This is a genomic window from Sulfurimonas iocasae, assembly GCF_047716755.1.
Classification (GTDB): domain Bacteria; phylum Campylobacterota; class Campylobacteria; order Campylobacterales; family Sulfurimonadaceae; genus Sulfurimonas.
Window position 1 is genome coordinate 2,419,264 of the sequence record NZ_CP180409.1, and the last position, 25,570, is coordinate 2,444,833.

The window sequence follows — 25,570 nt, forward strand, 5'->3', positions numbered from 1 at the left end:
ACTACATTCCTACCTAATCATCAACTGCAATAATTTTTCCATCCGATGAGAATTTAGCCATAAAAAAATCACTCTCATCATATGCGTCATGCCTGTCACTACTAAATGCTCTTTTATATTTCTTTGTAATTCCATCATAAGACGGTAAATCTTCTAAAGCCTCTTTTACTTTTTTGCGGTCTGTTGATTTTGCTTTTTCAATAGCCATAACCAAAAGATGTATCAAATCATGTGCTTGTGCAACTCCAGATGCAGCCTTTATTTCATCTTTATTCTTGTAGCTGTAAGTCATAAGATAATCTTGTAGTAGTCTTTTACAATGTGATGTATTTTGCTTACAAAATTTAAAAGTTTGAAAAAAGTGCAAATTAATACGTTTAAGTATCCCTTTATTATCTTCAAAAAAAGTTCCACCCAAAATACCCCAATGTGAGATAATAGGAAGTACTTCTTTTTGCTTAACGGCTTCTTGAACAATAAGAGACCCTTCATTGGAGTTAGCAACCATTATAACTGAATCTGAATCTGAATCACTTATCTGCTTTAACTCTTTTTTAAAATCTTTCTGCCCACGGTTGAAGATGATTGTTGTTAAGTTATTTATACCATGTTTATTAAGATAAGTCTTCATTCTCTTTAAGTTACTTCTACCCCAAATAGAGTTCTCAACTATGATAGCCGGTTTTTTGTGCCTTTTTAGGGCAAATTTTGTAATATATTCTGAGACTAACCTGTCATTGGCAGATGCACGGAAGAGGTAATTATCTTTATATCCATTTTCAATAATTTCTGAAGCTGCAGCCCATGGAACAAGATAAGGAATATGAGCATTTTGTATTACATCTATTTCATCAACAATTATGGCACTGTGAAGTCCCCCTATTATAGCAACAACATCTTCTCTACTAGTAAACTCTTTTATGTTCTTAATACCTATACTCGATATTGCTCTGTGATCTTTTGCAAGTAGGACAAGCTTTTTACCTAATACTCCGCCTTGGCTGTTTATCTCATTGATTGCCAGTTCAACACCACGTTTAATAGCTAAACCAACTACTTTGCCATCCATAGATAAATCCGCATCTATAGCAATAACTATCTGTTCCTTATCTTTTGGATTTGGACCATATTTCTCTAAAAAAAGAGCCTGTGTTTTTGAAATAATATCTGCACCTATTATATCTTCAAATTTTCTAACTATATGTGATGTTTTTTGGACAAATTTATTGCGATTTTCTTCTGAGAGTTTATCTACTTTTACCCCTGAACTTTCAATTATTTCAATCAATTTTTGTTCACGTCTTTTAGTCTCTTCCCTCTCCCAAGGTGTAATTTTCTTCGCCGTATCTATCAACATAAGCTCAATATTTTGAGGTAGCTTTTTAAAGGTTTTTTCACTGATTGAAAGTACATAACCCAGATAGGCATGTTCACTCAAAGTAAGATTAGACTGTACTTCATAAAAACCCATACCTACAATAGCCACCAATGGATTCTCTTGACCATCAACTACCTTATCTGCCAGTGCTTTTTTTGTAGCAAGAAAGTCTATTGCAACAGCCTCAGCACCAAAAGATTCAAACTGCTCCATTATGATTCGGCTCTTCATTACTCTTATCTTTTTACCTTTAAAATCATCCGGAGATAAAAAAGGCTGATTACCTGTAAAGTGTTTAAAACCATTTTCCCAAAATGTCACACCTATAAGACCTATCTCACGTAAATCATCAAAGAGCATCTGTCCAGGTTCACCATCTAGCATCTCATATACATCTTCACGAGTAGGAAAGAAAAATGGAAGATCAACATACTGCATAGATGGTACAGCCACACTCATTTTTGCAGTCGGCGTTAAAATAATATCAATATCGCCATCTCTAGCCATTTCAATCATCTGCTGATCATTTCCAAGTGCTTGCAGGGGATATATTTCTATCTTTATTTGTGAATTTGTTTTTTCTTTTATCTCATTAGCAAAACGTAATGCTGCTTGGTGAAGAGGACTATCTACAGGTGAATTGTGACCAAAACGTAGAATTGTAATCTCTTTTTTTTCTGGACTCTTAAGAGTTTGATTTGTTGTAGTTTGCTCTGTACTTGAAGCAGGTATTATCCAAATTAAAAATGCTAAAACTAGCATAACACCACTCAGCAAAGAAATACGTTTCATAAAAATCACTTAATTAAATTTGTTACTATAATATAGTATTGTATATAGGATTATTCTTTACTTAAAAAAATGTATTTGAAGGAATAAAACAAGAATGGTGCGATCGGGGGGATTTGAACCCCCACACCGTTAGGCACGAGCCCCTCAAGCCCGCGTGTCTACCGTTCCACCACGATCGCATTTAGAAAAAGAAGTAAAAAAAAGCCTAACTCAAAATAGAGCTAGGCTTGAGGATATACTTTGGGTTTATTAACCTAAGTATGGGTTAGCGTAAAGTGCGATAAGAGCAATTACTAGTGCATAAATAACTTGTGCTTCAATCATTGCAAGAGCGATGAACATTGTAGTCATTAGTTTAGCACCTAAACCTGGGTTACGTGCAGTACCAGCGATTGTAGCAGCTGCAGTATGACCCATACCGATAGCTCCACCAAGAGCAGCAAGACCAAGACCAAGACCAGCAGCGATCATTGAGTAAGCTTTAAGAGTTTGGTTAGCAACGTCACCATCAGATGCGAATGCAGCAGTAGCAAGAGCTAGCATTAAAAATAGAACTTTTTTCATAAGTTTCTCCATATAATTATTACAAATTCTTTCGGATAGCGTAACGACATCGAAATGGCGCAACCTAAACATAAATGCCTAGATTTCCCTACTAAAAATTGATGGGCGAATTATACTAAAAAAATACTAAATATTCTCTTATGCTCTGCCTAAAGAAATCTTATTACCTTTGAACTCTAAAATCTCAACCATGATTTTTTCACCCTCACTTAAAACATCAGATACTTTTTCCACTCTTTGATCTGATATTTTAGAGATATGTAAAAGGCCGTCAGTTCCATCTGGAAGACCAATAAACGCTCCAAAGTCGACTATTTTCTTAACAACTCCTTCGTGCTTATCTCCAACTTGGTACTGAATTTTTTCAACTTTAGGTGCATTAACTATGCCCTCAATATGCTCTCTTGCACCTGATACGCCTGTTTTATTCTTACCTGTAACTTTTACTTTTCCATCTTTTTTGTCGATGTCAATTGCCACTTCAAACTTCTCAATAATCTCACGGATAACTTTGCCAGCCTGACCGATAACTTCACCAATAACACCTGGATCTATATGAAAAAAGTCTGTGCTTGGTAAAACACCATCGTTAAACTCTATTTTTTGCTCAGCATCTAACATAATGTCAATAATATGACTTCTACCCTCTTTTGCTTGATAAAGTGCTTCTTTTAAAACATCTAAAGAGACTCCGCCGAGTTTAATATCCATTTGCATTGCAGTGATTCCATCTTTTGAACCAGTTACTTTAAAATCCATATCTCCATCATGATCTTCAAGACCCATGATATCTGAGAGAATTGCATATTTACCACCATCACTAACCATACCCATAGCGATTCCAGCAACAGTATCACTAGTCTCAATATCAGCAGCTTTTAGGGCCATATAACCACCACAAACTGTAGCCATAGAAGATGAACCGTTTGATTCTAAAATCTCTGAAACAAGTCTGACTGTATCTCCATCTAAGTCAACAATAGGCTCTAATGCTCTTTTAGCTAAGTTTCCGTGTCCTAACTCTCTTCTTTTTGTGCCCATGATTGGAGATGCTTCACCAACACTAAATCCTGGAAAGTTGTAATGAACCATAAAATTTTCGTTTTGAGTTCCATCATCAGTAAGAGACTCAAACATCTGTGCATCTTTAGGACCACCCATAGTTAAAACTACTAAAGCTTGAGTCTGACCACGAGTAAACAGACATGATGAGTGAGCTTTTGGAAGTACATTTGTGCTAATAGATATAGGTCTAACTTCTGTTAAAGTTCTGCCATCAGCACGAACTCTTTCATTTAATATTTGAGCTCTTACCTGCTCTTTTTTAACACTCTCAATAGCATCTTTTAAAGCAACTTCGCTCTCAACATCTGCCCATTCTACTTTAGTAGAAATTATACTTTTTCTAAGTTGTCTAAGAGCAGTTGAACGCTCAGATTTTGCCATTTGATTCATAGCAGAAGCGATATCAGACATATGTTTATCTCTTACATAAGAGACCATATCTTCGTTTATGGCGTGAGCTTTACACTCAATTGCAACCGTTTCTTGCTTATACTCCGCAAACGCTTGTTCAAACTTAGTATTGCAAGCAAATAGTTCTGTTTGAGTCTTCTCTAAAACATCAATCAAATCATCTTCAGCAATAGCATTTGATTTATGAACTAATATACTAGGAGTACTAAGGGCAGGATCTATCATTGGGTCAATTATGTAATTATCTGAGACTTGAGTCTCATTAGTTCCAAATGAACGCATCTCTATCATAAGAAGTTCATCTTTAGTCCCTGATAAATAGAGGTCTAATGTAGAGTCTTTAAGCTGAGAAAGAGTTGGATTTAAAACGAACTCTCCATCAACTTTTGCTGCTCTAACAGCACAAACTGAAGTATTTATATCTATATTTGAAGTATATAGTGCAGCTGAAGCAGCATTAAGAGCTAGAACTTGTAAATCTGCATCTGAGCCTGCACTAAATACCATGATAGTTATTTGAGTAGGATGTCCGAAACCTTTTGGAAATAGTGGACGAAGAGAACGGTCAACTATACGAGAAGTTAAAGTCTCAAAATCACTCGGCTTTGTCTCACGTTTAAAAAATCCACCAGGAATTTTACCGGCAGCATACGATTTTTCTATATACTGAACTGTAAGAGGTAAAAAGTCATCTTTAACTATTTCTGTCTCATCTATAACAACTGTCGCCAATATCACACTCTCACCTGATTTTAACCATGCAGAACCATTTGCTTGTCTCGCTACATCTCCAAATGAGTAATCTTCTACTCTATTTTCCAACTCTAAATTAACATCATATTTCATTCTTTTCTCCTAAGTATTTTTCTAATTTTTCTTCTTCAACTTTTTCTAGTTCTTCATAATAAAGTGCAGTTTCAACATAATCATCTATATCGTAAAGAAAAAATATATCATCTGCAAATGGCTCTAATAAATCTAATGTATCACTTGGCAAAACTGCCACAGCAATATAAACTGCCTTTGGTTGCATTGCTAAAATAGTTTTAAGTGCAGTCATAAATTTAAGACCTGTTTCACTTCCCTCATCAATAAGCAGCACAACCTCATTCTTCATAGGTGAAAAAGGTCTTCCTTTTCTATATTGATACACATAACTTAAAATCTTCTCTTCATGTTTTCTTCGAGCTTCACCGTAAATATAATCATATTGAATATCAAAGGCATTTACTAACTGCTCGTTAATAACTATTTCTTCTCTCTCACTTACTCTTGCAATTTCACACTCATCATTATTTGGCGCCATAATAGCTTCTGAAAAAAGAAAATCCAAGGTATTTGGAAGTTTTTTTTTCAACATATATGCAAGCTCAAGCCCACCTTTTGATACAGCCACAATCTTCCATGACTCATCTTTTAGTCTTTGCATTGGTATCACATCGGCTAGCTTGTTTGCTGCGTCTTCTCTATTTTTGAGTATATCTTTATATTTTTTCATTACATTAAAGTCCTTGCGTAGCTTCAGGTAATTTATATTCAAACAGTGGATCACTGCCTGAAGTCATAAGTGGTTTTAAATTCACAGTAAAATATATATATCTATCGTATGAAGAAGTTGAGCCAGTTGTAGTTAATGTAGGTCTTCTGTTTTCAAGATATTTCAGACCAAAATCCCAACATCTTTTTTTATATAAAAACCCCACACTAGCACTTTTTTTAAGGCTACTCTCTACATCATAATTATATGTCATATTATATGAATAATGCCTATTGTAAGTATAACTAGCACTTGATGTAATATAGCTTGTATAAGGTGTATATGTTGCAGTTTTTTCTAAAAATGTATCCTTATAAAGGTGAGAAAAAGAAATATTTAATCCACTTCCATTGAATGTGAGTTGGTTACTAATCTTTGAAAACTTATTTTTGTTATAGTTGTAAAACATATTGTTATAAAAATTTATGCCTTTTGTTATATGATAATTTAACTCATTTTCAAGTTCTCCTAAAGTATCTACTGAACTTTCATATGAAACAGTTTGAGCTAACTTGTTGTAAAAAATTTCTGCACCATTTGAGTCATATAAATACTGAGTAAAATTAAACTTCTGTTCTTCACCTATTTTTGAGACCTCATAAAACTCACATATTGTTTCATTTTTATTCTCTGTCTGTGAGCAGTAATTTTCATAGTCCTCATAATAACCGCTTCGTGATTCTTCACCAGCAAAAGTATAGGTAGAGCTAAAATCTACAACATGTGTATAATCTTCAAAAGCACGGCTTAACTGTGTAGATGCAGATAAAACGTGATAGTTTTTTGCAATATAACCATTATTATACTCACCACTCGACACTTCTTCCTTGCCACCAAATTTTGAATATTGGGCATATAAATTAGATTGATATGAAAGATTTAAATATTCATCGAAAAGACTGCTATGTAGTGTAACTGGGATAGTAGCATCTGTTTGTGTTACATATTTGCCAACTTCTCTATACATATTGTTGCTTTGCACATCAATGTTATATAATAAGTGATCATCAAAAAAAGTCTCTAAATATCTGTGATAGTGCAGTGTAGGTAATTCTTGAATAGTTTCTTCATTATTACTTACTGTTAAGTCTTTATAATATTTAAAATATGAACCAAAGTAGTTACTATCAGTATTATAAAAAAGATTTATTTTTGATGTAACTTGTGTTGATGTTACATTATTAGTAGTACTGCTTGTTGATAGATTTATATAATCAACATCGTTCATATTATTTAAATTCATATACAAACCCGATTGACCTTCCAAATTTGTTCCAAACCATTGATCAATTACATCTCTATTATCATAGGAGAAGTTAAACCCATAATGTGTATTATTTTCTAGATTTTTAGATTCAAAATAACTATCATTTTCTTTAAAATATCCTGTTTTAAGCTCACCATTTGATATTTTAGAATCAACAAACCTAAATGTAGAATAAGCACCATAACCACGATTACTCCTCACTTGAGGTCTAAGCTCTAAATCCCACCAATTTTGCTCAGCAATATAGATAGGTTGCTCATAATAAAAACCTTCATCTGAAGAAATACCATATGTTGGGACCAAAAGTCCTGTTCGTCTTCTAGTATCTAAAGAATATCCTATATAAGGTGTGTAAAAAACAGGTATGTCATATATAAATATTCTTGCATTATAAATATTTAGCCACATATCCTCAGAGTTGTAAGTAGATGATGAAAAATGGATTTTCCAAAGAGGATCATTAGGATTACATCCACTAAGAACTCCTGATTGAATATCAAAATCTTTGTCTAATGCACAACCCTCATCAGCACTAATCCAAACGTTTGATTCTTTTTCAAGCATAAAAAATGGTTTAAATACTCGCTCTTTTTTAGCAATGTTAAGTTTTGCATAATCACCTAAAAGTTTGTAGCTTTTTCCCTGAGTTGCTCTAATGTTGTCAAATAGTTCCAATTCTCCGCTATTTTTATCATAAATGGCTTTTTTTGCACTAAGAAAGTAGTCTTTATAAACGACAGTAACCTCACCCGAAGCTGTGACTACATTATCTTTAGACTCCATGGATGTAGCATATATTTCAACCTTACCTTCCTTATCTGTTGCACACAAGATGGATGTAAGTATTAGAAAAATGGTTAAAAGTTTAAGCATCTACAACCAAAGTTTTCGCTGTTTTATCATGCCAGGTTTGGCGTTCAGGATTTAACAGACCCCATAAGAAACCTAAGTAGAAAAAAAGTTCTGAAATCACACGAAAGATAGCACGGTTTAGTGAAACTACTACATTTGGTTTGTGAATTGTATTAATATCTATCACTCTTATCTTCATAACTATTTTACCTAAAGAAGCACCATACTGCATCACAAAAAAAGCTTGATAGATAATCTTCATAAGCATGTATTCTAAAACAAATGTGTTAGTTATATTTATCATCTGCTCCATTGTAACGGCCTGAGCAAATGAATCCCACAGTGCTACAACCAGCAAAAATGAGAGTAGCATCTCATCTATAAAAAAAGCCATTGCTCTCTTTTTGTTACTTGCTAGCTTTATGCCTTCACGATGAAGAATATTTTCTATCTCTTCGTTCACTACCTGTACCCCTAAAGAGCTTGATAAGCTATATCAGTTCTTATTTTTTTACCGACATAATGAACTTGACCACATCTAAGATATGCTCTGTCTCTTGCCTCTTTAATAGTGTCACCTAAACCAACACAAACTAAAACTCTACCACCATCTGCGTAAAGTACATCATCAACCTTACTAACACCTGCAAAAGAGATATGAGTATATTTCTCTATTGTCTCATGATGAACATCATCCAAAATAATCTCTGCAGGAGTTGAACTTGAATAAGGATAATTTCCACTAGCCATTACCACTCCAACTGCATATTGCGAAGAGAATTCTACTTTTATTTCGCCAAGTCTATTTGTTGCAGCTTTATAAAACATATCACTCACACTTGAAGTCATAAGTGGCATCAGTATCTCACACTCTGGATCTCCAAAGCGAACATTAAACTCTAGTGTAATTGGTTCACCATTTACAACCATAATTCCGATGAAAAGAACTCCCTCAAAAGGAGCCAGCTCTTTTTTCATTCCATCTAAAGTAGGACGAATAACTCTATCTCTAACTTTTTGGTATAACTCTTCATCAACTAAAGGTGTTGGAGCATAAGCACCCATTCCACCAGTATTCGGACCCGCGTCTCCATCTAAAAGTCTTTTGTGGTCTTGTGCTGCTGGAAGTAAAATATAATCATCCCCGTCACACACAGCAAACATTGAAAGCTCATAACCATCAAGAAATTCTTCAACGATGACTTTAAGTCCAGCATCTCCAAAACTTTTTCCACTTAGCATCTCGGAGATTGCTATTTTTGCTTCGTCGTGGCTCTGAGCGATGATAACACCTTTGCCACCACAAAGTCCATCAGCTTTAACAACAATAGGAGCTGTTAAAGTTTCTGTAAATTTAAAAGCATCATCAATAGATGCTGTCTCTATATAGCGGGCAGTCGGAATGTTATACTTTGCTAAAAAGTTTTTCATATAAACTTTTGAGCCCTCTAGCTGAGCCGCTTCTTTACTTGGCCCGAAAATTGTTAAATCTTTTGCTTTAAAAATATCTACAACACCATCAACCAATGGAGCCTCTGGACCTACTATTGTTAATTCTATATTATTATCTTTTGCGAAATCTGCTAAATCGTTATAATCTTTAATATCTAAATTTGTACCCAAATCATTTGTAGCGCCATTTCCTGGCATAAAAAAAAGTTCGTGTTTTTGTTCTTCATTTAAAATTGCTCTTGCTATAGAATATTCTCTACCGCCTGAACCTAAAATTAATATTTTCATTGATTGTTTTCCTAATGTATAAAAGTTAAAGCATGGCTTTGCTACGCGTTGGCGTTCTACCGAAGAAAACTTAGCTATAGCGTAAAAATAGTAATAGCCCGAGTAGCCGTTTCGTAATTGGCTTGGTTCTAAAAGCCTAATTTGGGTGAAGAGAGTGCTCTCTAACGGCGGCATCATCTCGACAGAGTTAACATATCTCAAACGATGACACCGACACACAAGAACCCTACTAGTTCACGATTTGAAAATGTAGAACCCTCATATATACGATATATCGAACTACTCAGACTATGAATTTATTATACTAAAAAATTACTTTACTTTATTTAATAAGTTAGTCTTTTTTGAGAGTTATTTTTAAAAACCAGTATTTTTTTATGCTTGAAGTGTTAAAGCCATTTCTATACAACTATCTATAGATGTTTTTTCTGATATTTTATACTCAATTGCATCAGGTAAAGCTTTCGCAGTTGTCTTACCTATTACTACTACTTTTGCATCTGCTTCTATCGTGTGTGTTTTTAAAAAGCACTCTATTGAGGATGGAGAAGTAAATATAAGTATTGGATTTTCTTTAACCTCTACTTCCATTCCTTCGTTTGAGCATTCACTTACATATAGAATCTCTTCATCTATATCATATCCATCGTCTTGGCATCTCTGAACAAAGTCAGATGCTATAAATTCTGCTCTTAGATAGAGCCATTTTTTATCTTTAGACTTTTCTTTTATATTTTTAACTAGATTATCGCCATAACCATCACCAACATCTAGAATTTTTCCACCAAAACTTTTATAAGATGCAGAAGTTTTTACAGATACACATAAAGCAGGTATATTTATAAACTCTTCTCTTTCATATTGTTCGAGTGCTTTTACAGTTTGTTTGGAGGTTATTATCAGGTAGTCATATTTAGTGAAGTCAATCTGTGGTTTTAAAAATCTAACCTCTAATGATTTAGAGCTTATAGCATCCGGGTGTTTTGAAGTAGCGAAGAGGTAGATTTGTCTTTTCATGAGAAGAGAGATTTAAATCTCTACTCCCATTCTATTGTTGCTGGCGGTTTACTTGAGATATCGTAAACAACTCTATTGATTCCGTCAACTTCGTTGATAATTCTTCTGCTTATTCTCTCTAGTAAATCATGCGGAAGATGAGCAAATGTTGCTGTCATTCCATCAACTGCTTCTACAACTCTAACACATACAGTATTATCATACGTACGGTTATCGCCCATTACGCCAACAGATTTTACATTTAGTAAAACTACAAATGCTTGCCATGTTTTAGCGTAGTATCCGCTAGCTTTTAACTCATCTAAAAGAATTACATCAGCTTCACGAAGAAGAGTTAAATCAGGTACGTTTACTTCACCCATAATTCTAATTGCCAGACCAGGTCCAGGAAATGGGTGACGATTAATCATTCCAGATGGAAGACCAAGTTCTAAGCCGATTTTACGAACTTCATCTTTGAAAAGTTCACGCAGAGGCTCAATTAGTTCAAAATCCATCCAATCAGGAAGTCCACCAACATTATGGTGGGATTTAATAACTTCAGATGGGCCATTTACAGAGATTGACTCAATAACATCAGGATAAAGTGTACCTTGAGCTAAAAACTTAATGCCATCATGCTTTTTAGCTTCTTTTTCAAACTCTTCTATAAAAGTGTGTCCAATGATTTTTCTTTTTTCTTCCGGATCACTTACGCCCGCAAGTTTTCCTAAGAAGTTATCAACTGCGTCTACAGTTATTAGAGGAGTTTTGAGGTTAATTTTAAATACTTCTTCAACTTGCTCACGTTCACCTTTTCTTAAAAGTCCATTGTCAACAAAAACAGGAATCAGTTGATCTCCGATAGCTTCATAAAGAATCGCGGCAACAACAGAGCTATCAACTCCACCGCTTAGTCCACAAAGAACTTTGCCAGTTCCTACCTTCTCACGAATACTCTTAATTTGCTCTTTTAAGAAATGCTCCATCTTCCATTTCTCAGTTACTCCACAAATATTTTTTGCGAAGTTTCTAAGCATCAGGTAACCCTCTTCAGAGTGCTGAACTTCTGGGTGGTATTGCATAGCATAAACACGTTTTTCTTCATTTGCAATTGCTGCATATGGGGAGTTTGCAGAAGTAGCGATAGGAGTAAAACCCTCTGGAAGAACATCAACTTTGTCGCTATGACTCATCCAAACTATGTTACCATCATCACAATCTGCTAAAAGCGGAGAACAATTTTCACCACTTTTTTCTATTGTAAGTTCTGCCTTTCCATACTCATGGTGGTCTGAACGGATAACACTACCGCCAAAATCAACAGCAATTCTCTGCATACCATAACAGATACCAAGAACTGGAAGACCAAGTTTATAAACACCCTGATCTACTTCATAAGCATCTTTACTATAAACCGAAGATGGGCCACCACTTAAGATAATACCTTTTGGATTTTTTGCTTTAATCTCTTCTACAGAAGTATGGTAAGGAAGGATTTCACAATAAATTTTATCTTCACGAAGACGACGAGCTATAAGTTGCGTGTACTGAGAACCAAAGTCTAAAACTATGATGCTAACATTTGTCATTTGAGGGACCTTTTAAAAAATATAAATTAGTAAGTTTGCAAGAATACAATAAGTTAGATTAATTTTTGATTTGCCCTTGTCTTGAGCGTATGGAATATTTTTTGCCTTAAGCTTCAATGTAAGAAATATTTTTCTAAAGAAAAATGTTCACGGAAGCTCAAAGCAAAGACAAGGGTAATTAAAGTTAAGGTTTAATATATAGCCCTAAAACCTCATACTGAGTATACCAAACAGCTACAGATACAAAATAACCTATAACAATTGTCCAAGAAAGTTTCATATGAGAACCAAAAGTATATACACCTTTGAGTTTACCCATAACACCAACACCAGCAGCAGAACCAAAACTAATCATACTACCACCAACACCTGCAGTTAATGTAACTAGCATCCATTGAGCTAAAGGGATATCTGGAGAAGCTTTTAAAACTGCAGACATAACTGGAACATTATCAACAATAGCGGAGAGGAAACCAACACCAATATTTACTGTTGTAGGCTCAAACATTGTATAAAGTTTTACAGCATGCCCCAAGAAACCAGCGAAGTGTAAAGCCCCAACAGCAGCTAAAATACCAAAGAAGAATAGCAGTGTATCATTCTCAATTTTTGAAACAGACTTATAAATTTCAATATCGTGATCATGATATTTTTTAAGTGTATATGCATAAAGTTGTAAAAGAGAGAGACCAAACAACATTCCCCACATTGGAGGCAAGTGCATAATTTGTTTTCCTAATACTGCACAAGCAATAGTAAATACACCTAAGAAAATAATTACTTTACCACCTCTGTGAATATCAACTGGTTCTGCACCTTCTATCTTTTTAGGATGTCCATCTGGAACAAACTTAGAAAGTAAAAAGGCAGTAACAGCCCAACCAATAATAGAAGCTGGAAAGAGGAAAAGAAAATCAATAAATGCTCCCTTACCAGCTGACCATGCCATTAGTGTTGTAATATCTCCAAATGGTGACCAAGCACCACCAGCATTTGCTGCAACAACGATATTAATCGCAGCTGGGACAAGAAAGGCTTTATTTTCTTTTTCTATTGTTATTAAAACAGTTGAAAGAATAAGCGCGGTTGTAAGATTATCTGCAATAGGAGAGATAAAAAATGCTAAAATACCTGTTACCCAGAAGAGCTTCTTATAGTTATATCCAGCCTTTAAAAGCTTCTCTTTAAGTGCATCAAATACATTTCTCTCAATAAGGGCTTCAATAAATGTCATTGCAACAAATAAGAAGAAGAAAATTTCTGCAATTTCCAAAATTAAGTGTGCTATTTCATTATCAAAAGCACTAAAGTCTAAACCATTATATGCATAATAAGCGCCAAGTAACATAAAAAGAAAAGTACCAGTAAAGAGTGCTGGTTTAGCTTTGTTTATATGATATTTTTCCTCCGCGGCAATAAAGTAATATCCTATTACAAATATTGCTAATAATAACCAACCAAATGGCGTTGTAGCTAAATCAACTGCGGCCCCTTCTGCATGGGCGGTAGTTGTTGCAAAGACAGCTACGCTTGTTAAACCTAATAACGATAGAATTTTTATCATTCTTTCTCCTCTAAAATTGTATGTACACCAATCGATTTATCTCTAGCTAAGCTTGAGAGAACAATCTCTTTGGCTGTTAATAAACGAAATTTCAAAAGTTTACCAATATTTTCTTTTAAAAGAGCATTAATTTGCTCTAATGCATCATTTAAACCCGCTTTTGTTCTAACAATAGAAACATTTTGCCACATTATACGACGAAGTAAGTTCTTTTTAGCTTTATCATCTTTAAGACTCATTACCTCATCACTAACTTCAAACTTTAGAATCTTTTTAGTTTGTGGATTTTTTAAAATATCTCTAACAGCCTCTCTTGCAAAGACTAAACCCTCCAGCAAAGAGTTGGACGCAAGTCTGTTTGCTCCATGGACCCGCACAGACGCAGCTTCACCGATAGCATAAAGTCCACTTACATTAGGAATTTTTCCCTTTAAATCAGTTTTTATACCACCTATAGCATAGTGAAAAGCCGGAGAAATAGGCACTCTTTGTGTTGGTACATCAAAACCTATATCTTGTAGATTTTTATATATATTTGGAAATCTATGAATAAAATAATTATACTCAAAGTTTTGCAGATTCAAATAAGTTTTTAAACCTGTTTTTTTTGTATAATCATATATAGCTTTACTAACTATATCTCTAGATGCGAGTTCACCGCGTGGGTCATAGTCTAATAAAAATCTTTTTCCATTTTCATCCTCTATGCTAGCACCCTCACCCCTTAAGGCTTCAGTCAGAAGAAGTTTTTGGGCATTCTCACTGTTTACGTAAACTGTAGGATGAAACTGCATCATCTCCATATGCTCAAGTTTTATGCCCTTCATAACACAAAGACCTTGCATATCTGCACTTATACATGGAGCATTAGTATGGTATTCAAAAAGTGAGCCTACCCCGCCACTTGCAATGATTACGTTTGGAGCGTAAATATTTTTACTCTCTCTATGGTCTAAAACTGTAACACCATAACACTCACCTTCTTTAATAAGCAAATCAACAACTCTGGCATCACTTAACAATGCATGTTTATTTTGCTCCAACAAAAAGTAGTGCATATATCTGCCTGTTGCATCTCCGCCTGCATGCAAGATTCTACTCGTTGAATGAGCCGCCTCTTTAGTATAAAGCAACTCTCCGTTTTCATCACGATCAAACTTAAATCCGTGATTTATAAGGTCATCAATAACTTCTCTTGAATTATGGCTTAAAACCTTTACAGCTTCTTCATCACAAAGTCCTGCCCCAGCTTCAAGCGTATCTTTTATGTGAGATGGAATATCATCTGTATCTTTTGAAAGAGCAACTCCGCCTTGTGCATAAAAACTGTTACACTTAAAAGTTTCTCTTTTGTTTATAATGAGTACTTTTTTATCTTTTGGCAGATGAGATGCAGCATATAAACCGGCTACACCTGCTCCAATAATTATTACATCATACTGCATTACTTAGTCGGTTCTTTAATAATAAACTCAACATTTTCATCACCTGATGGAGCCTCTTCTAGATAATATGGAGCTTTTTTATATCCACACCCGTTTACACTTAACACAAACATTGCTATAATAAGCAGATGAAAAACAGTGCTCAAATTCTTCAATTTATTCAACATAAACCTCAATTCTCTAAACTTTCGAAATATAGGTGTATTAAAAAAATACAATCCATATTTTCACCGGCACTTCAGAAGATGATTAAGTTTGCCTATTTTAAAAATGACATACTATTTTTCGTACTTAATCATCCTGGTGCCAAACAAGAGTTTGATAATAATATACAAAGTATTAAAAGTGCTTTAAAGTTTGTCTCTGCTGAGGAATGTAATGAAGTAACTGTAACTGATATAAAAGCATTTGTAACAAATAAACCGATAAAGAAGACAACTCTGTTTAAAACTGATTCAAAAGAAGAGTACACAGAAAGAGCAAGCGGTGATTTTACTATTAATATAAAAGATGAAAAACTAAACTCTCTTGTGAAATCTATCCAAGATATAATAAAAGCAAAAAATGACTCTTAAACAAACGATAAAACAGCTTCCTGACTCTGCTGGCATCTATCAGTATTTTGACAAAAATGGGCATCTGCTTTACATAGGAAAAGCTAAGAGTCTGCAAAAAAGAGTAAAAAGCTACTTTAACTTTGCACCTGAGCTAAAAGCAAATGCTAATCTTTCACTTAGAATAACTAAAATGATAAACCAAACTGAGTCTATGAACTACATAGTTGTAAAGTCAGAACACGATGCTCTTATACTCGAAAACTCACTGATAAAGCAATTAAATCCTAAGTATAATATTCTCCTTCGTGATGATAAAACCTATCCTTACATCTATATAGACAACTCTCAAAAATATCCAAGATTTGAGATTACAAGAAAAATAATAAAAGCTTCTGATATTAACTATTTTGGCCCCTTTTCTGTTGGTGCTAGAGATATTTTAGATTCTGTTTATGAGCTATGTAAACTTGTGCAAAAAAAAGGATCTTTAAAGTCAAAAAAACTATGTCTATACCATCAGATAGATAAATGTTTAGGTCCTTGTGAGCTACCCATCTCTGAAGCAAGATATAAGCGAGAGTTGGATTTAGCGTATGAACTTATTCAGAACAAAAAACTATTGGTAAAAAAACTTCAAGAAAAAATGTCTTTTTATGCTGAAAACTTAAGGTTTGAAGAGGCAGGAGCAATTAGAGACAGAATCGAGAAAATATCTCGTTCTGAGATTAAAAGCGAGATTGATTTTGCAACAAATGAGAACTACGATATTTTTGTACTTCAAAACTCATCTTTAAGAGCTGTTGTGGTTAGAATATTTATGAGAGATGGAAAGATTATATCATCTACCCACGACTATATTCAATTGAATGAAGGGTATGATGAAGACGAGCTTTATCAAAGAGTTCTGCTAGATTTTTATAGAAGTGAAAAACCTCCGATAATAGCACCTATCTTAGTAGCGTCAGAGTTTGAAAACTTACAAGTCATTGAGGAGCATCTCAGTAGTGTGTTTGAAAAAAAAGCTAATATTAAAGTGCCAAAACAGGGAAATAAAAAGCAGTTAATAGACTTAGCAATCTTAAATGCCAAAGAGCTTCTAAAAAGAGATAAAAACTCTCACGACACACAAGTTTTAGAAGATTTAAAAGAGCTGCTCTCTTTAGAACGCATTCCTAAAAGAGTAGAAGTTTTTGATAATTCACATATGTCAGGAGTGGCAACTGTTGGAGCTATGATAGTTTATGAGGATGGAAAGTTTGATAAAAAAAGTTACAGAACTTATCATCTTCAAGCAAAAGATGAATACGCTCAGATGCGAGAGACTCTAACAAGAAGAGTTGAGAGTTTTTCTAAAAACTCCCCGCCAGACTTATGGATTATAGATGGTGGAGCTACACTTTTAAAACTGGCATCTGATATTGTAGATTCAGCAGGTGTTTTTATAGACATCATTGCTATTTCTAAAGAAAAGATTGATGCAAAGGCTCATCGAGCAAAAGGTAAAGCAAATGATATTATTCATACTAAGAATGATATTTTTAGATTGAAAAATTCTGACAAAAGACTCCAGTGGACACAAAATCTAAGGGATGAAGCTCACAGAAGTGCGATTGGTTTTCATAAAAAGACCAAATTAAAACTCGATAAAGAGAGTAAACTTCTAAACCTTCATGGAATCTCTGAAGCAAAAGTGAAAAAACTACTCAATCATTTTGGAACATTTGAAGCTCTAAAAACCTTAACTCTAGAAGAAATAAATTCCGTTTTAAATATAAAAGATGCGATAGTAATTAAAAATATTTACTTCTAAGTATAGTTTTGCTTCTATTATGATATATTTATATTCATAATATTTTGTAGAGTATAAGGTTTATTAATGGACAAAATAGTACCAGTTAATGAAGAGTATATCTTTGAAGGCAGTATACTAATAAGTCAAACTGATTTAAATGGTCTTATAACTTTTACAAATAGAAAGTTCTGTGAAGTATCAGGATATAAAGTTAATGAACTCATCGGAAGTAATCATAATATTATCAGACACCCAGATATGCCAAAAGCTGCATTTACTAAAATGTGGAGCACAATTAAGGGTGGTCAGGCTTGGAATGGCTTGATAAAAAATTTACGAAAAGATGGCTTATTCTATTGGGTCGACACAGAGATAATACCTGTTTATAATGACAACGAAGAACTAACTGGTTATATTGCCGCTAAAAAAGTTGCTTCAAGAAAAGATATTAAAGAGAATGAAGCGTTTTACAGAAAAATGCTTGAAACTGAAAATTAAGGGGTACTAATGTTAATTTATAACTATCAAAAAGAGTTTGTGGGAATTGACGAATCTGATCTAAATGCTCTAGGATTTTCAAATCTATCTCAACTAAGAAGTGAATCAGCTGACTTTGCTGATTTATTTGTAAAAACACCTGGTTTCGTACATAACTTTAAACATGTTCACTGGATAGACTTTGTTACTTGCGCAGAAGGAAGTGAAGACTCAAAAGTAATCATTCATGCAAACGAAGAAAATTTTAGATGTACTCTTGATATAAAAACAGCTTACCTTGTTGATGACCCATCACAAAAAGCCTATATTATAAACCTTGTCAACTTAAGAGCATTAACTCATAACGAAAATGAACAAGTTGCTGAAGATGTGCTTGAGAAACCTGCACCAGAAGTCACTACACAGAGTGCTGCAATTTTCAACACTCTAGACTTTGAAGACGATAAACATACTAAGACAATTGCACCTCAATCTATAGAAGTAACTCACGATCCATATGAAGTAACTCAAACTAATACACTAGACCAATTAGAAGAAAATCCTAAAGTTGTTGAAGATATCTATGAAGATGAACCTATAGAGATTGATAATATCCAAGAGAGCGTAGAAGAATTACCTGAAATACAAGAGGCACAAGAAGAAGAACCTCTTCCTCCCCTATATACACAATCACTGAATGTTGGCAATGAATATGTTTACGATCCACATTTAGCTTCAAATGAACTTGGTCTTCCTGTTGATTTAATAGAAGAGTTCATTGAAGATTTCATTTCTCAAGCGAATGAATTTAAAGATGACTTGTACAACTCTCTAAATGACGACAATACCGACAATGTAAAAATTCAATCTCACAAACTAAAAGGTGTAGCTGCAAATCTTCGCATTGAAGATGCATTTGAAATATTAAGTACAATAAATACCTCAGAGGATATTCAAGAGATTAAAACAAATATAGATATGCTATATATAATCATTGAAAAACTATCAAAAAAAGCCACTCAACCTGTAGCTCCTATAGAAGTTGAACAAAGTATTGAAAAAGAAGTATCTAACGAAAACGATGACTTAATACTTAGTTTTAAAGATGACATAGAAGAAATAAAAATAGATGATTCTGAAGTTCCTGAAACTATTATAATGCCAGAACTCGCTGATGATGACTTCTTAACTATTGATGAAATCCAAGATCAAAAGATAGAAGAGATAACCTTAGATGAAGATATTAGCAAAGCCGATGAGTTAGATAAAATCACTCTAGATGATGACATAGAAAATATTACTCAAAAGTTTGAACAAGAAGTTTCACAAACTTCACTGAGCGCATATAACAAGGCAGAAGTAGCCATTGAAATTGGTATAGACACAGAGAGTTTTGAAAAACTATTTAATGACTTTGTGATAGAGGGCAAGAATATCTGTCGTGAAATCAACAGTGCAATAGAACAAGGTGATGCTTCCTCTTGGAAACGAACTGCTATTGAACTAAAAGGAATGAGTGATAATATGAGAATAGATGATTTTAAGGAGGAATTAGAATTAATTATTCATACACAAGATGCGAACGAAGCCAAAGATGCTATGGATGCTATTAACGCTAAATTCCAGCAAATATCAGGGGTTAAGGATTAATATATGCGGTTAGATTCAAGACTAATCAATTTATTTCCTATTATTATTCTATTTTCTCTAACAAGTTACTATTTATATGATTCATACAAAAATTACGAAAAAGCAAAAATACTCCAAGATAAGATATCCCAAAACAGATATTTAAGTGATGTAGTTGGTAATATTGCAAAAGAAAGGAGTATAACTGCGCTTTACCTTGCTAAACCTTCAAAATATACTTTCAAATCTTTACAAGAGCAAAGAAAAGTTGTTGACACAAAAGTACAATCTTTTTTGGGTTACACTGAAAATAAACCTAAATTACATAATGTCAGAAAACTAGTTGACAATAAACAAATAGCATTTGAAGATGTATTTACAAATATATATAGTGATATACAAAAAAAAACTATTTCTCTACTTGAGCAAATTATAAACAATCAAGCAGATCAGAAGATTAAGGAGCTTAATTCTGCATATATTGCTATGGTCAATGCAAAAGAGTTTAGTGGTGTTGAAATGGGATATATAGCATATATAATCTCTCATTCAACTCAATTAAAAAAAGAAGATCTTCATAAATGGATTTCAATTATTACACAAGCAGATGCTATCAATTATAAGATGCTAAACAATAAGAATCTCCTTAATGATTTAGACCTGCTATTTCATAATGAAGATGCTATAAAGCTGTTAAAAAGCATAAATTTTCAGAGAACTACAATTATTTCTGCAAGTAAAAGTGGAAAATATGATACTACCTCAAGTATTTGGGTTGCCTTGTACTCTAAGAAAATCAATATCATATCAAATGCCCAAGATCTACTTCTTAAGGAAATAAATAAAAGAGCAAAAGAAGTAGAAGGTGACTCTTTTGAGTTTCTACTTATTGCTCTTACAATTTGGCTTATATCACTAATTCTTGCAATATCGGGCTACTTACTATCTAATGATATGACTAGAAATATTAAAAACCTTGAATATGTTCTTAAAAGGGTTGCCCAAGATACAAGTGAGAATGAAGATGAGACTACTATTATTAATTTACACTCATCAGGTGGTATAAATGACGCATACGACTTATTAGAGAAGATTATTGGACAGACAAGAAAAGATAAAGCATCTGCTCAAGAAGCAAGTGAAGCAAAATCTATGTTTCTTGCTAATATGTCTCATGAAATCCGTACACCACTTAATGGTATTGTCGGATTTACTGAACTTCTTAAAGATACAAGCCTCGGTGAAGAGCAAAACGAGTTTGTTGAGATTATTGAAAAATCTTCTGAAAACCTTCTTGAGATTATTAACAATATTCTTGATCTCTCTAAAATTGAGAGTAATAAACTTGAGATTGAAAATATTGTATTTAATCCAATCAATGAGTTTGAAAGTGCTGTTGAAGTTTATGCCGTGCGTGCGAGTGAAAAGCACATTGACCTTGGATGTTATATAGATCCTAAGTTAGAGCAACCACTAAAAGGTGATCCAACTAAGATAAAAGAGGTCATTATCAACTTGCTTTCTAATGCTGTTAAGTTTACAAGTAATTCAGGCTTTATAAATGTTGATATAAGAAAGGTTGAGTGTGCCCTAGAAGATAAAATAAGAGTCAAATTTGAAGTTCAAGATAGTGGCATTGGTATAACAAGTGAGCAAAAATCTAGAATTTTTGAAGCATTTTCTCAGGCAGATACATCTATTACTCGTAAATATGGCGGTACCGGTCTAGGTCTTACAATTTCGAGTAGATTTATTGAGCTGATGGGTGGTCATCTTGATCTTAATAGTGAAATAGGTTCTGGAACAACATTCTTTTTTACAATAGATTTTGAAGACGTTGCAACACTAAATGAGAGTAGCAAAGGAAGTTTTTCCTCTCTTAATGCTTTAATTTTACAAAACAATCATAAAATAAAAAGACAAGAGAGTTACCTTCGTGAATACCTAGAGTATTATGGCGTTAGTTACACTACTTTTAAAAATATAAATGAGATAGAGACTCTAGAAAAACAAGTGAATTATGACTTAATATTTGCAGATTATGACTATTGCCAAGAAAATGAACTCCCAAGCTATGGAAAACTTCCTCAATCTCTAGTTCTTTTAACTAAATCATATTATATGAAAAAGATAGATTCGCTTAATTTAAATATCTTCAAAACTATATATGAGCCACTAACTCTTTCTAAAGTTAAACTTATACTGCAAAACTGCAATGCTAAAAACTGCAATGAGAAAGAAATTAAAAAAACAAACCGCAAAAAGCGCAGTGAAGAAGCAACAAAATTCAAAGCAAATGTTTTGGTTGCTGAAGACAATATTATCAATCAAAAACTAATTAAAAGAACTCTTGAAGATTTAGGACTAAGGGTAAGTATTGCAAACAATGGTCTTGAAGCTTTCCAAAAAAGAAAAGATGGAAACTTTGATCTAATCTTTATGGATATTCAGATGCCCATTCTTGATGGTGTAGAAGCAGCTACTGAGATTTTGGAGTATGAAAAGGATTACGGTCAACCTCATGTTCCTATTTTAGCACTTACTGCTAATGCTCTAAAAGGAGATAGAGAAAGATTCCTTCAAGCCGGTCTAGATGAGTATACTACTAAACCTCTAGTTCGCTCAGAGATTATTTCCCTACTAAATCATTTTCTTGCTGATTCTATTATTGAAGTTGAATCAACTCCCGTTATTTCTAAAAAATCAAAGTATAAAGCAGATATTCTTTTAGCAAAAGAGAGTAGCTTTGAGTCAAAATTGTATGTTGAACTTTTAAAATCACTCAATTACACTTACGATATAGCTCATACCTTTGAAGAACTAGAAGAATTGAGCAAAGATAATAGATATAAACTCATACTTTTTGACAAAGAACTAATCGGAGTTGAGTTAGAAAAATTCTCAAATCGTATTAAAAAAATAGATAAAGAGAGTATGTTAACTTCTTATCTTGTACTCATCAATGATTCTGAACTTAAGCAAAACCCTGATGACTTTTTATATGTAGATGAGCTAATTGATAATGTAGTCAATAAAGACTTACTTCAGGTAGTATTTGGAAAATTTATTTAAGGATAAGATATGTCAAAAGTAGACCTAACAGTGTTAATAGTGGATGATGATATGATAAATCTTAAGCTGCTTAAATCAATGTTGATGAAAAATGAGAAAGTAAATGAAGTTGTAGAGGCACAAAATGGTTCAGATGCAATAGATGTTCTTAAATTAAGAGATGATATTGACCTTATCTTACTTGACATAATTATGCCAGTAATGGGTGGGATTGAAATGCTTAAAGTTGTGCGTGCTGATTATAATCTTCGTCAGCTCCCTATCATCGTTCTTACAACTGATGAAACAAAAAAAAGTGAGGCTTTAGAGTTTGGAGCTAATGGTTTTTTAATGAAACCAATAAGAAATATAGATCTCATTCAAAAAATATCAACAGTTTTAGTCTAGGAAGACTTAGGACTCCTTGACTAAAATATATTTTAATACCTCTTCAACTCTGCTTACACCAATAATTTCAAGTGATTCTTTTACTTCTTTAGGAATATCTTCTAAATCTCTTTCATAGTTCTTTGACGGAATTAAAACTTTACTCATTCCTGCCTTATGCGCAGCAATCAATTTCTCTCTTAATCCACCGATTGGTAGAACATCACCACTCAGAGAAACCTCACCAGTCATAGCAATCTCAGAGCGAATTTTCTCTCCACTAAGAATCGATGCGATAACACTTACCATTGCTATACCGGCACTTGGACCATCTTTTGGAGTTGCACCATCTGGAACGTGTATATGCAGGTCATAACGCTTGTAAACCTCACTAGAGTCCACTTTTTCATTGTCTTCTTTTTCTTTAAATGTAAGAGGAATATTCTCAGGTGCAATCTTAAGCTTATTAGAATCTATAAGAGTTTTAACAACACTCATAGCGATTCTAGCACTCTCTTTCATAACATCACCAAGACTACCTGTTAGTTGCATAGTACCTTTACCTTTGATTCTGATGCTCTCAATCTTTAAAACATCTCCACCAACTGCCGTCCATGCAAGTCCATTAACAACACCTACAACTGGAACTTTTGTAGTCTTTTCAATCTCAAATACACTCTTATCAAAAAAATCTTTTAGATTTTTAAGAGAGATAGAAACTTTTTCTGTAGCAGTATTTTCTAGTATCTTACGAGCAACTTTTCTACTCATATCTGCGATTCTACGGCGAAGATTTCTAACCCCTGCCTCTCTTGTATAACTATGAATAAGCTCTTTTAGTGCTGGGTTTGAAATGCTTACTTCACTCTTTTTAAGACCATGCTTTTTAAGCTCTTGAGGCAATAAATATCTCTTAGCTATTTCAAATTTCTCTTGCGGTGTGTATGAGCTGATTGTAATAAACTCCATTCTATCGCGAAGAGGTGTAGGAATACGGCCAACATCATTTGCAGTAGCTATAAAAATAACCTTACTAAGGTCTATGTCAAAGTTAAGATAGTAATCTCTAAACTCTTTGTTTTGTTCAGGATCTAGTATCTCTAAAAGAGCAGCTGTTGGATCACCCCTTTGAGAACGAGAAACTTTATCTATCTCATCTAAGACTACAACAGGGTTCATCTTTTTAGCGTCTATTAAACCTTGAGTAATACGACCAGGCATAGCACCAACATAAGTTCTTCTATGTCCTCTTAATTCGTTTACATCTTCAAGTCCACCAAGAGCTATTCTGATAAGTGGTCTCTTTAGGGCTTCTGCAATAGAGTTAGCCAAAGAGGTTTTACCTACACCCGGAGGTCCTGAGAAACAAAGAATAGCTCCGGCACTGTCATTGCCCATACCTCTTAACTCTAAAAGCTCTTTAACTGCGAAATACTCTACTATTCTCTCTTTTGGTTTTTCAAGTGAGAAGTGATCTTCATTTAACTGTCTCTCAACATCTTTTATCTTAAGGGCTTTTTTTGCATTTTCACCAAAAGGAATATCTAAACTCCAATCCAAATATGTCTGAGTCATAGATGCATCTGAAGAATCAGGGTGCATTCTAGAGAATCTTTCTATCTGTTTAGATATTTCTTTATATGCTTCTTCCCCCATTTTACCTTTTTTGGCTTCTAGTTTGTTACGATACTCTTCTATCTCTTCATCACGAGATGTATCTGTTCCTAGCTCATTTTGAATCTGCTTTAGCTGTTCTTTTAAAAAGTACTCTTTGTTAACTTTTTCTATATGAGTATGAACTTTACTTCTAATCTCTTTTTGCAATTTATTTGCTTCTATCTCTTCAATAAGGTAATCAATTAAAAATAGAAATCTTTTTTCAGTATCTGTTTCAATAAAAAGTTTATAGGCTTGTTCTTTTTTCAGTTTTACACTACTACATATTAAATCTACAATACGATTATAGTCATGATTTTCTTCTATGGTTCTTAGTAAATCTGGAGGAAAATAGTTACTTACACTTGAGAGTGTTCTAACCTTTTCTCGGACTACTTCAAGTATTGCATCTATCTTCAAAGATTCTGTATTTGTAGCTTCAAGAATATCTACATTTGCTATAAGAGGAGTTTCTTGTACTTCATAAAGTGTTTTTGCACGAGCAAGTCCTTGAAAAAGAACCTTTACCCGTCCATCAGGAAGTGCTACTTTTCTCATAATAGAGCCAATAACACCGGCATCATATAATGCATCGTACGTTCTCTCTCCATCACGAGATGGTTTAGTCGGACATACTATAACTAAAGAACTCTCTTCCATAGCTAATGTTGCTGCGTTAATATTGTTTTCATCACTCAAAAAAAGTGGTGAAATCATAAAAGGATATAAAAAAAGTTCATCCTCTGCTATAACAGGTATATCTGCTGGAAAATCACCATAATTACTTAATTTCATATTTTTTCCTAGTTTATTAAAGT

The 25,570-nt window shown here is 33.7% G+C and carries 19 protein-coding genes and 1 tRNA gene; 6 read left to right on the forward strand and 14 right to left on the reverse strand.

Annotated elements, in window-relative coordinates:
* Positions 1-13 precede the first annotated feature (13 nt).
* The 13 genes from ACLHDE_RS12275 to ACLHDE_RS12335 all read right to left on the reverse strand — a co-directional run bounded on the left by ACLHDE_RS12275 (position 14) and on the right by ACLHDE_RS12335 (position 15,358).
* Positions 14-2,170 (reverse strand): DctP family TRAP transporter solute-binding subunit, encoded by a 2,157-nt coding sequence (locus tag ACLHDE_RS12275; RefSeq protein ID WP_415396703.1) that lies wholly within the window; start codon positions 2,168-2,170, stop codon positions 14-16.
* A 95-nt stretch (positions 2,171-2,265) separates the two neighbouring features.
* Positions 2,266-2,349 (reverse strand) — tRNA-Leu (locus tag ACLHDE_RS12280).
* A 70-nt stretch (positions 2,350-2,419) separates the two neighbouring features.
* Positions 2,420-2,734 (reverse strand): F0F1 ATP synthase subunit C, encoded by a 315-nt coding sequence (locus tag ACLHDE_RS12285; RefSeq protein WP_415396704.1) that lies wholly within the window; start codon positions 2,732-2,734, stop codon positions 2,420-2,422.
* A gap of 138 nt (positions 2,735-2,872) precedes the next feature.
* On the reverse strand, positions 2,873-5,056 hold the full coding sequence (locus ACLHDE_RS12290) for a polyribonucleotide nucleotidyltransferase (RefSeq protein ID WP_415396705.1): 2,184 nt from the start codon (positions 5,054-5,056) through the stop codon (positions 2,873-2,875).
* Positions 5,046-5,708, reverse strand: coding sequence for a phosphoribosyltransferase (locus tag ACLHDE_RS12295; protein ID WP_415396706.1), 663 nt, complete (start codon positions 5,706-5,708; stop codon positions 5,046-5,048). The genes ACLHDE_RS12290 and ACLHDE_RS12295 overlap by 11 nt, the downstream gene beginning before the upstream one ends.
* Before the next feature lie 4 nt (positions 5,709-5,712).
* Positions 5,713-7,887 (reverse strand): LPS-assembly protein LptD, encoded by a 2,175-nt coding sequence (locus ACLHDE_RS12300; protein ID WP_415396707.1) that lies wholly within the window; start codon positions 7,885-7,887, stop codon positions 5,713-5,715.
* Positions 7,880-8,329, reverse strand: a complete 450-nt coding sequence (locus ACLHDE_RS12305) for an RDD family protein (protein WP_415396708.1) — start codon at positions 8,327-8,329, stop codon at positions 7,880-7,882. Before ACLHDE_RS12305 ends, ACLHDE_RS12300 begins: the two co-directional genes overlap by 8 nt.
* A gap of 11 nt (positions 8,330-8,340) precedes the next feature.
* Positions 8,341-9,606 carry a phosphoribosylamine--glycine ligase gene (gene purD, locus ACLHDE_RS12310; protein ID WP_415396709.1) on the reverse strand — a complete coding sequence of 422 codons (1,266 nt, stop codon included), beginning with the start codon at positions 9,604-9,606 and terminating at the stop codon, positions 8,341-8,343.
* 375 nt (positions 9,607-9,981) lie between these two features.
* On the reverse strand, positions 9,982-10,623 hold the full coding sequence (locus tag ACLHDE_RS12315; protein WP_415396710.1) for a uroporphyrinogen-III synthase: 642 nt from the start codon (positions 10,621-10,623) through the stop codon (positions 9,982-9,984).
* Positions 10,624-10,643: 20 nt separating this feature from the next.
* Positions 10,644-12,194: a glutamine-hydrolyzing GMP synthase gene (guaA, locus tag ACLHDE_RS12320; protein WP_415396711.1), complete on the reverse strand. Its 1,551-nt coding sequence runs from the start codon at positions 12,192-12,194 to the stop codon at positions 10,644-10,646.
* Positions 12,195-12,378: 184 nt separating this feature from the next.
* Complete coding sequence (gene nhaD, locus ACLHDE_RS12325; protein ID WP_415396712.1) at positions 12,379-13,758, reverse strand: sodium:proton antiporter NhaD; 1,380 nt, start codon at positions 13,756-13,758, stop codon at positions 12,379-12,381.
* Complete coding sequence (gene nadB / locus ACLHDE_RS12330; RefSeq protein WP_415396713.1) at positions 13,755-15,203, reverse strand: L-aspartate oxidase; 1,449 nt, start codon at positions 15,201-15,203, stop codon at positions 13,755-13,757. Before nadB ends, nhaD begins: the two co-directional genes overlap by 4 nt.
* Positions 15,203-15,358, reverse strand: a complete 156-nt coding sequence (locus ACLHDE_RS12335) for a hypothetical protein (RefSeq protein WP_415396714.1) — start codon at positions 15,356-15,358, stop codon at positions 15,203-15,205. Before ACLHDE_RS12335 ends, nadB begins: the two co-directional genes overlap by 1 nt.
* Before the next feature lie 90 nt (positions 15,359-15,448).
* On the opposite strand from ACLHDE_RS12335, the gene ACLHDE_RS12340 reads away from it, so the two are divergent.
* From ACLHDE_RS12340 to ACLHDE_RS12365, 6 genes are all read left to right on the forward strand, one after another.
* Positions 15,449-15,778 carry a hypothetical protein gene (locus ACLHDE_RS12340; protein WP_415396715.1) on the forward strand — a complete coding sequence of 110 codons (330 nt, stop codon included), beginning with the start codon at positions 15,449-15,451 and terminating at the stop codon, positions 15,776-15,778.
* Positions 15,768-17,570: an excinuclease ABC subunit UvrC gene (uvrC, locus tag ACLHDE_RS12345; protein WP_415396716.1), complete on the forward strand. Its 1,803-nt coding sequence runs from the start codon at positions 15,768-15,770 to the stop codon at positions 17,568-17,570. The genes ACLHDE_RS12340 and uvrC overlap by 11 nt, the downstream gene beginning before the upstream one ends.
* Positions 17,571-17,636: 66 nt before the next feature.
* A complete protein-coding gene (locus ACLHDE_RS12350; RefSeq protein WP_415396717.1) occupies positions 17,637-18,050 on the forward strand; it encodes a PAS domain-containing protein in 414 nt (137 codons plus the stop codon).
* A 9-nt stretch (positions 18,051-18,059) separates the two neighbouring features.
* Positions 18,060-19,679 carry an Hpt domain-containing protein gene (locus tag ACLHDE_RS12355; protein WP_415396718.1) on the forward strand — a complete coding sequence of 540 codons (1,620 nt, stop codon included), beginning with the start codon at positions 18,060-18,062 and terminating at the stop codon, positions 19,677-19,679.
* 3 nt (positions 19,680-19,682) lie between these two features.
* The gene (locus ACLHDE_RS12360) at positions 19,683-22,730 is read left to right on the forward strand and encodes an ATP-binding protein (protein ID WP_415396719.1); all 3,048 of its coding nucleotides are present in this window, start codon (positions 19,683-19,685) and stop codon (positions 22,728-22,730) included.
* Between the two features lie 9 nt (positions 22,731-22,739).
* Positions 22,740-23,117 carry a response regulator gene (locus ACLHDE_RS12365; protein WP_415396720.1) on the forward strand — a complete coding sequence of 126 codons (378 nt, stop codon included), beginning with the start codon at positions 22,740-22,742 and terminating at the stop codon, positions 23,115-23,117.
* Between the two features lie 6 nt (positions 23,118-23,123).
* Here ACLHDE_RS12365 and lon read toward each other — a convergent pair whose 3' ends face one another.
* Positions 23,124-25,547 (reverse strand): endopeptidase La, encoded by a 2,424-nt coding sequence (lon, locus tag ACLHDE_RS12370; RefSeq protein ID WP_415396721.1) that lies wholly within the window; start codon positions 25,545-25,547, stop codon positions 23,124-23,126.
* Positions 25,548-25,570: the final 23 nt, after the last annotated feature.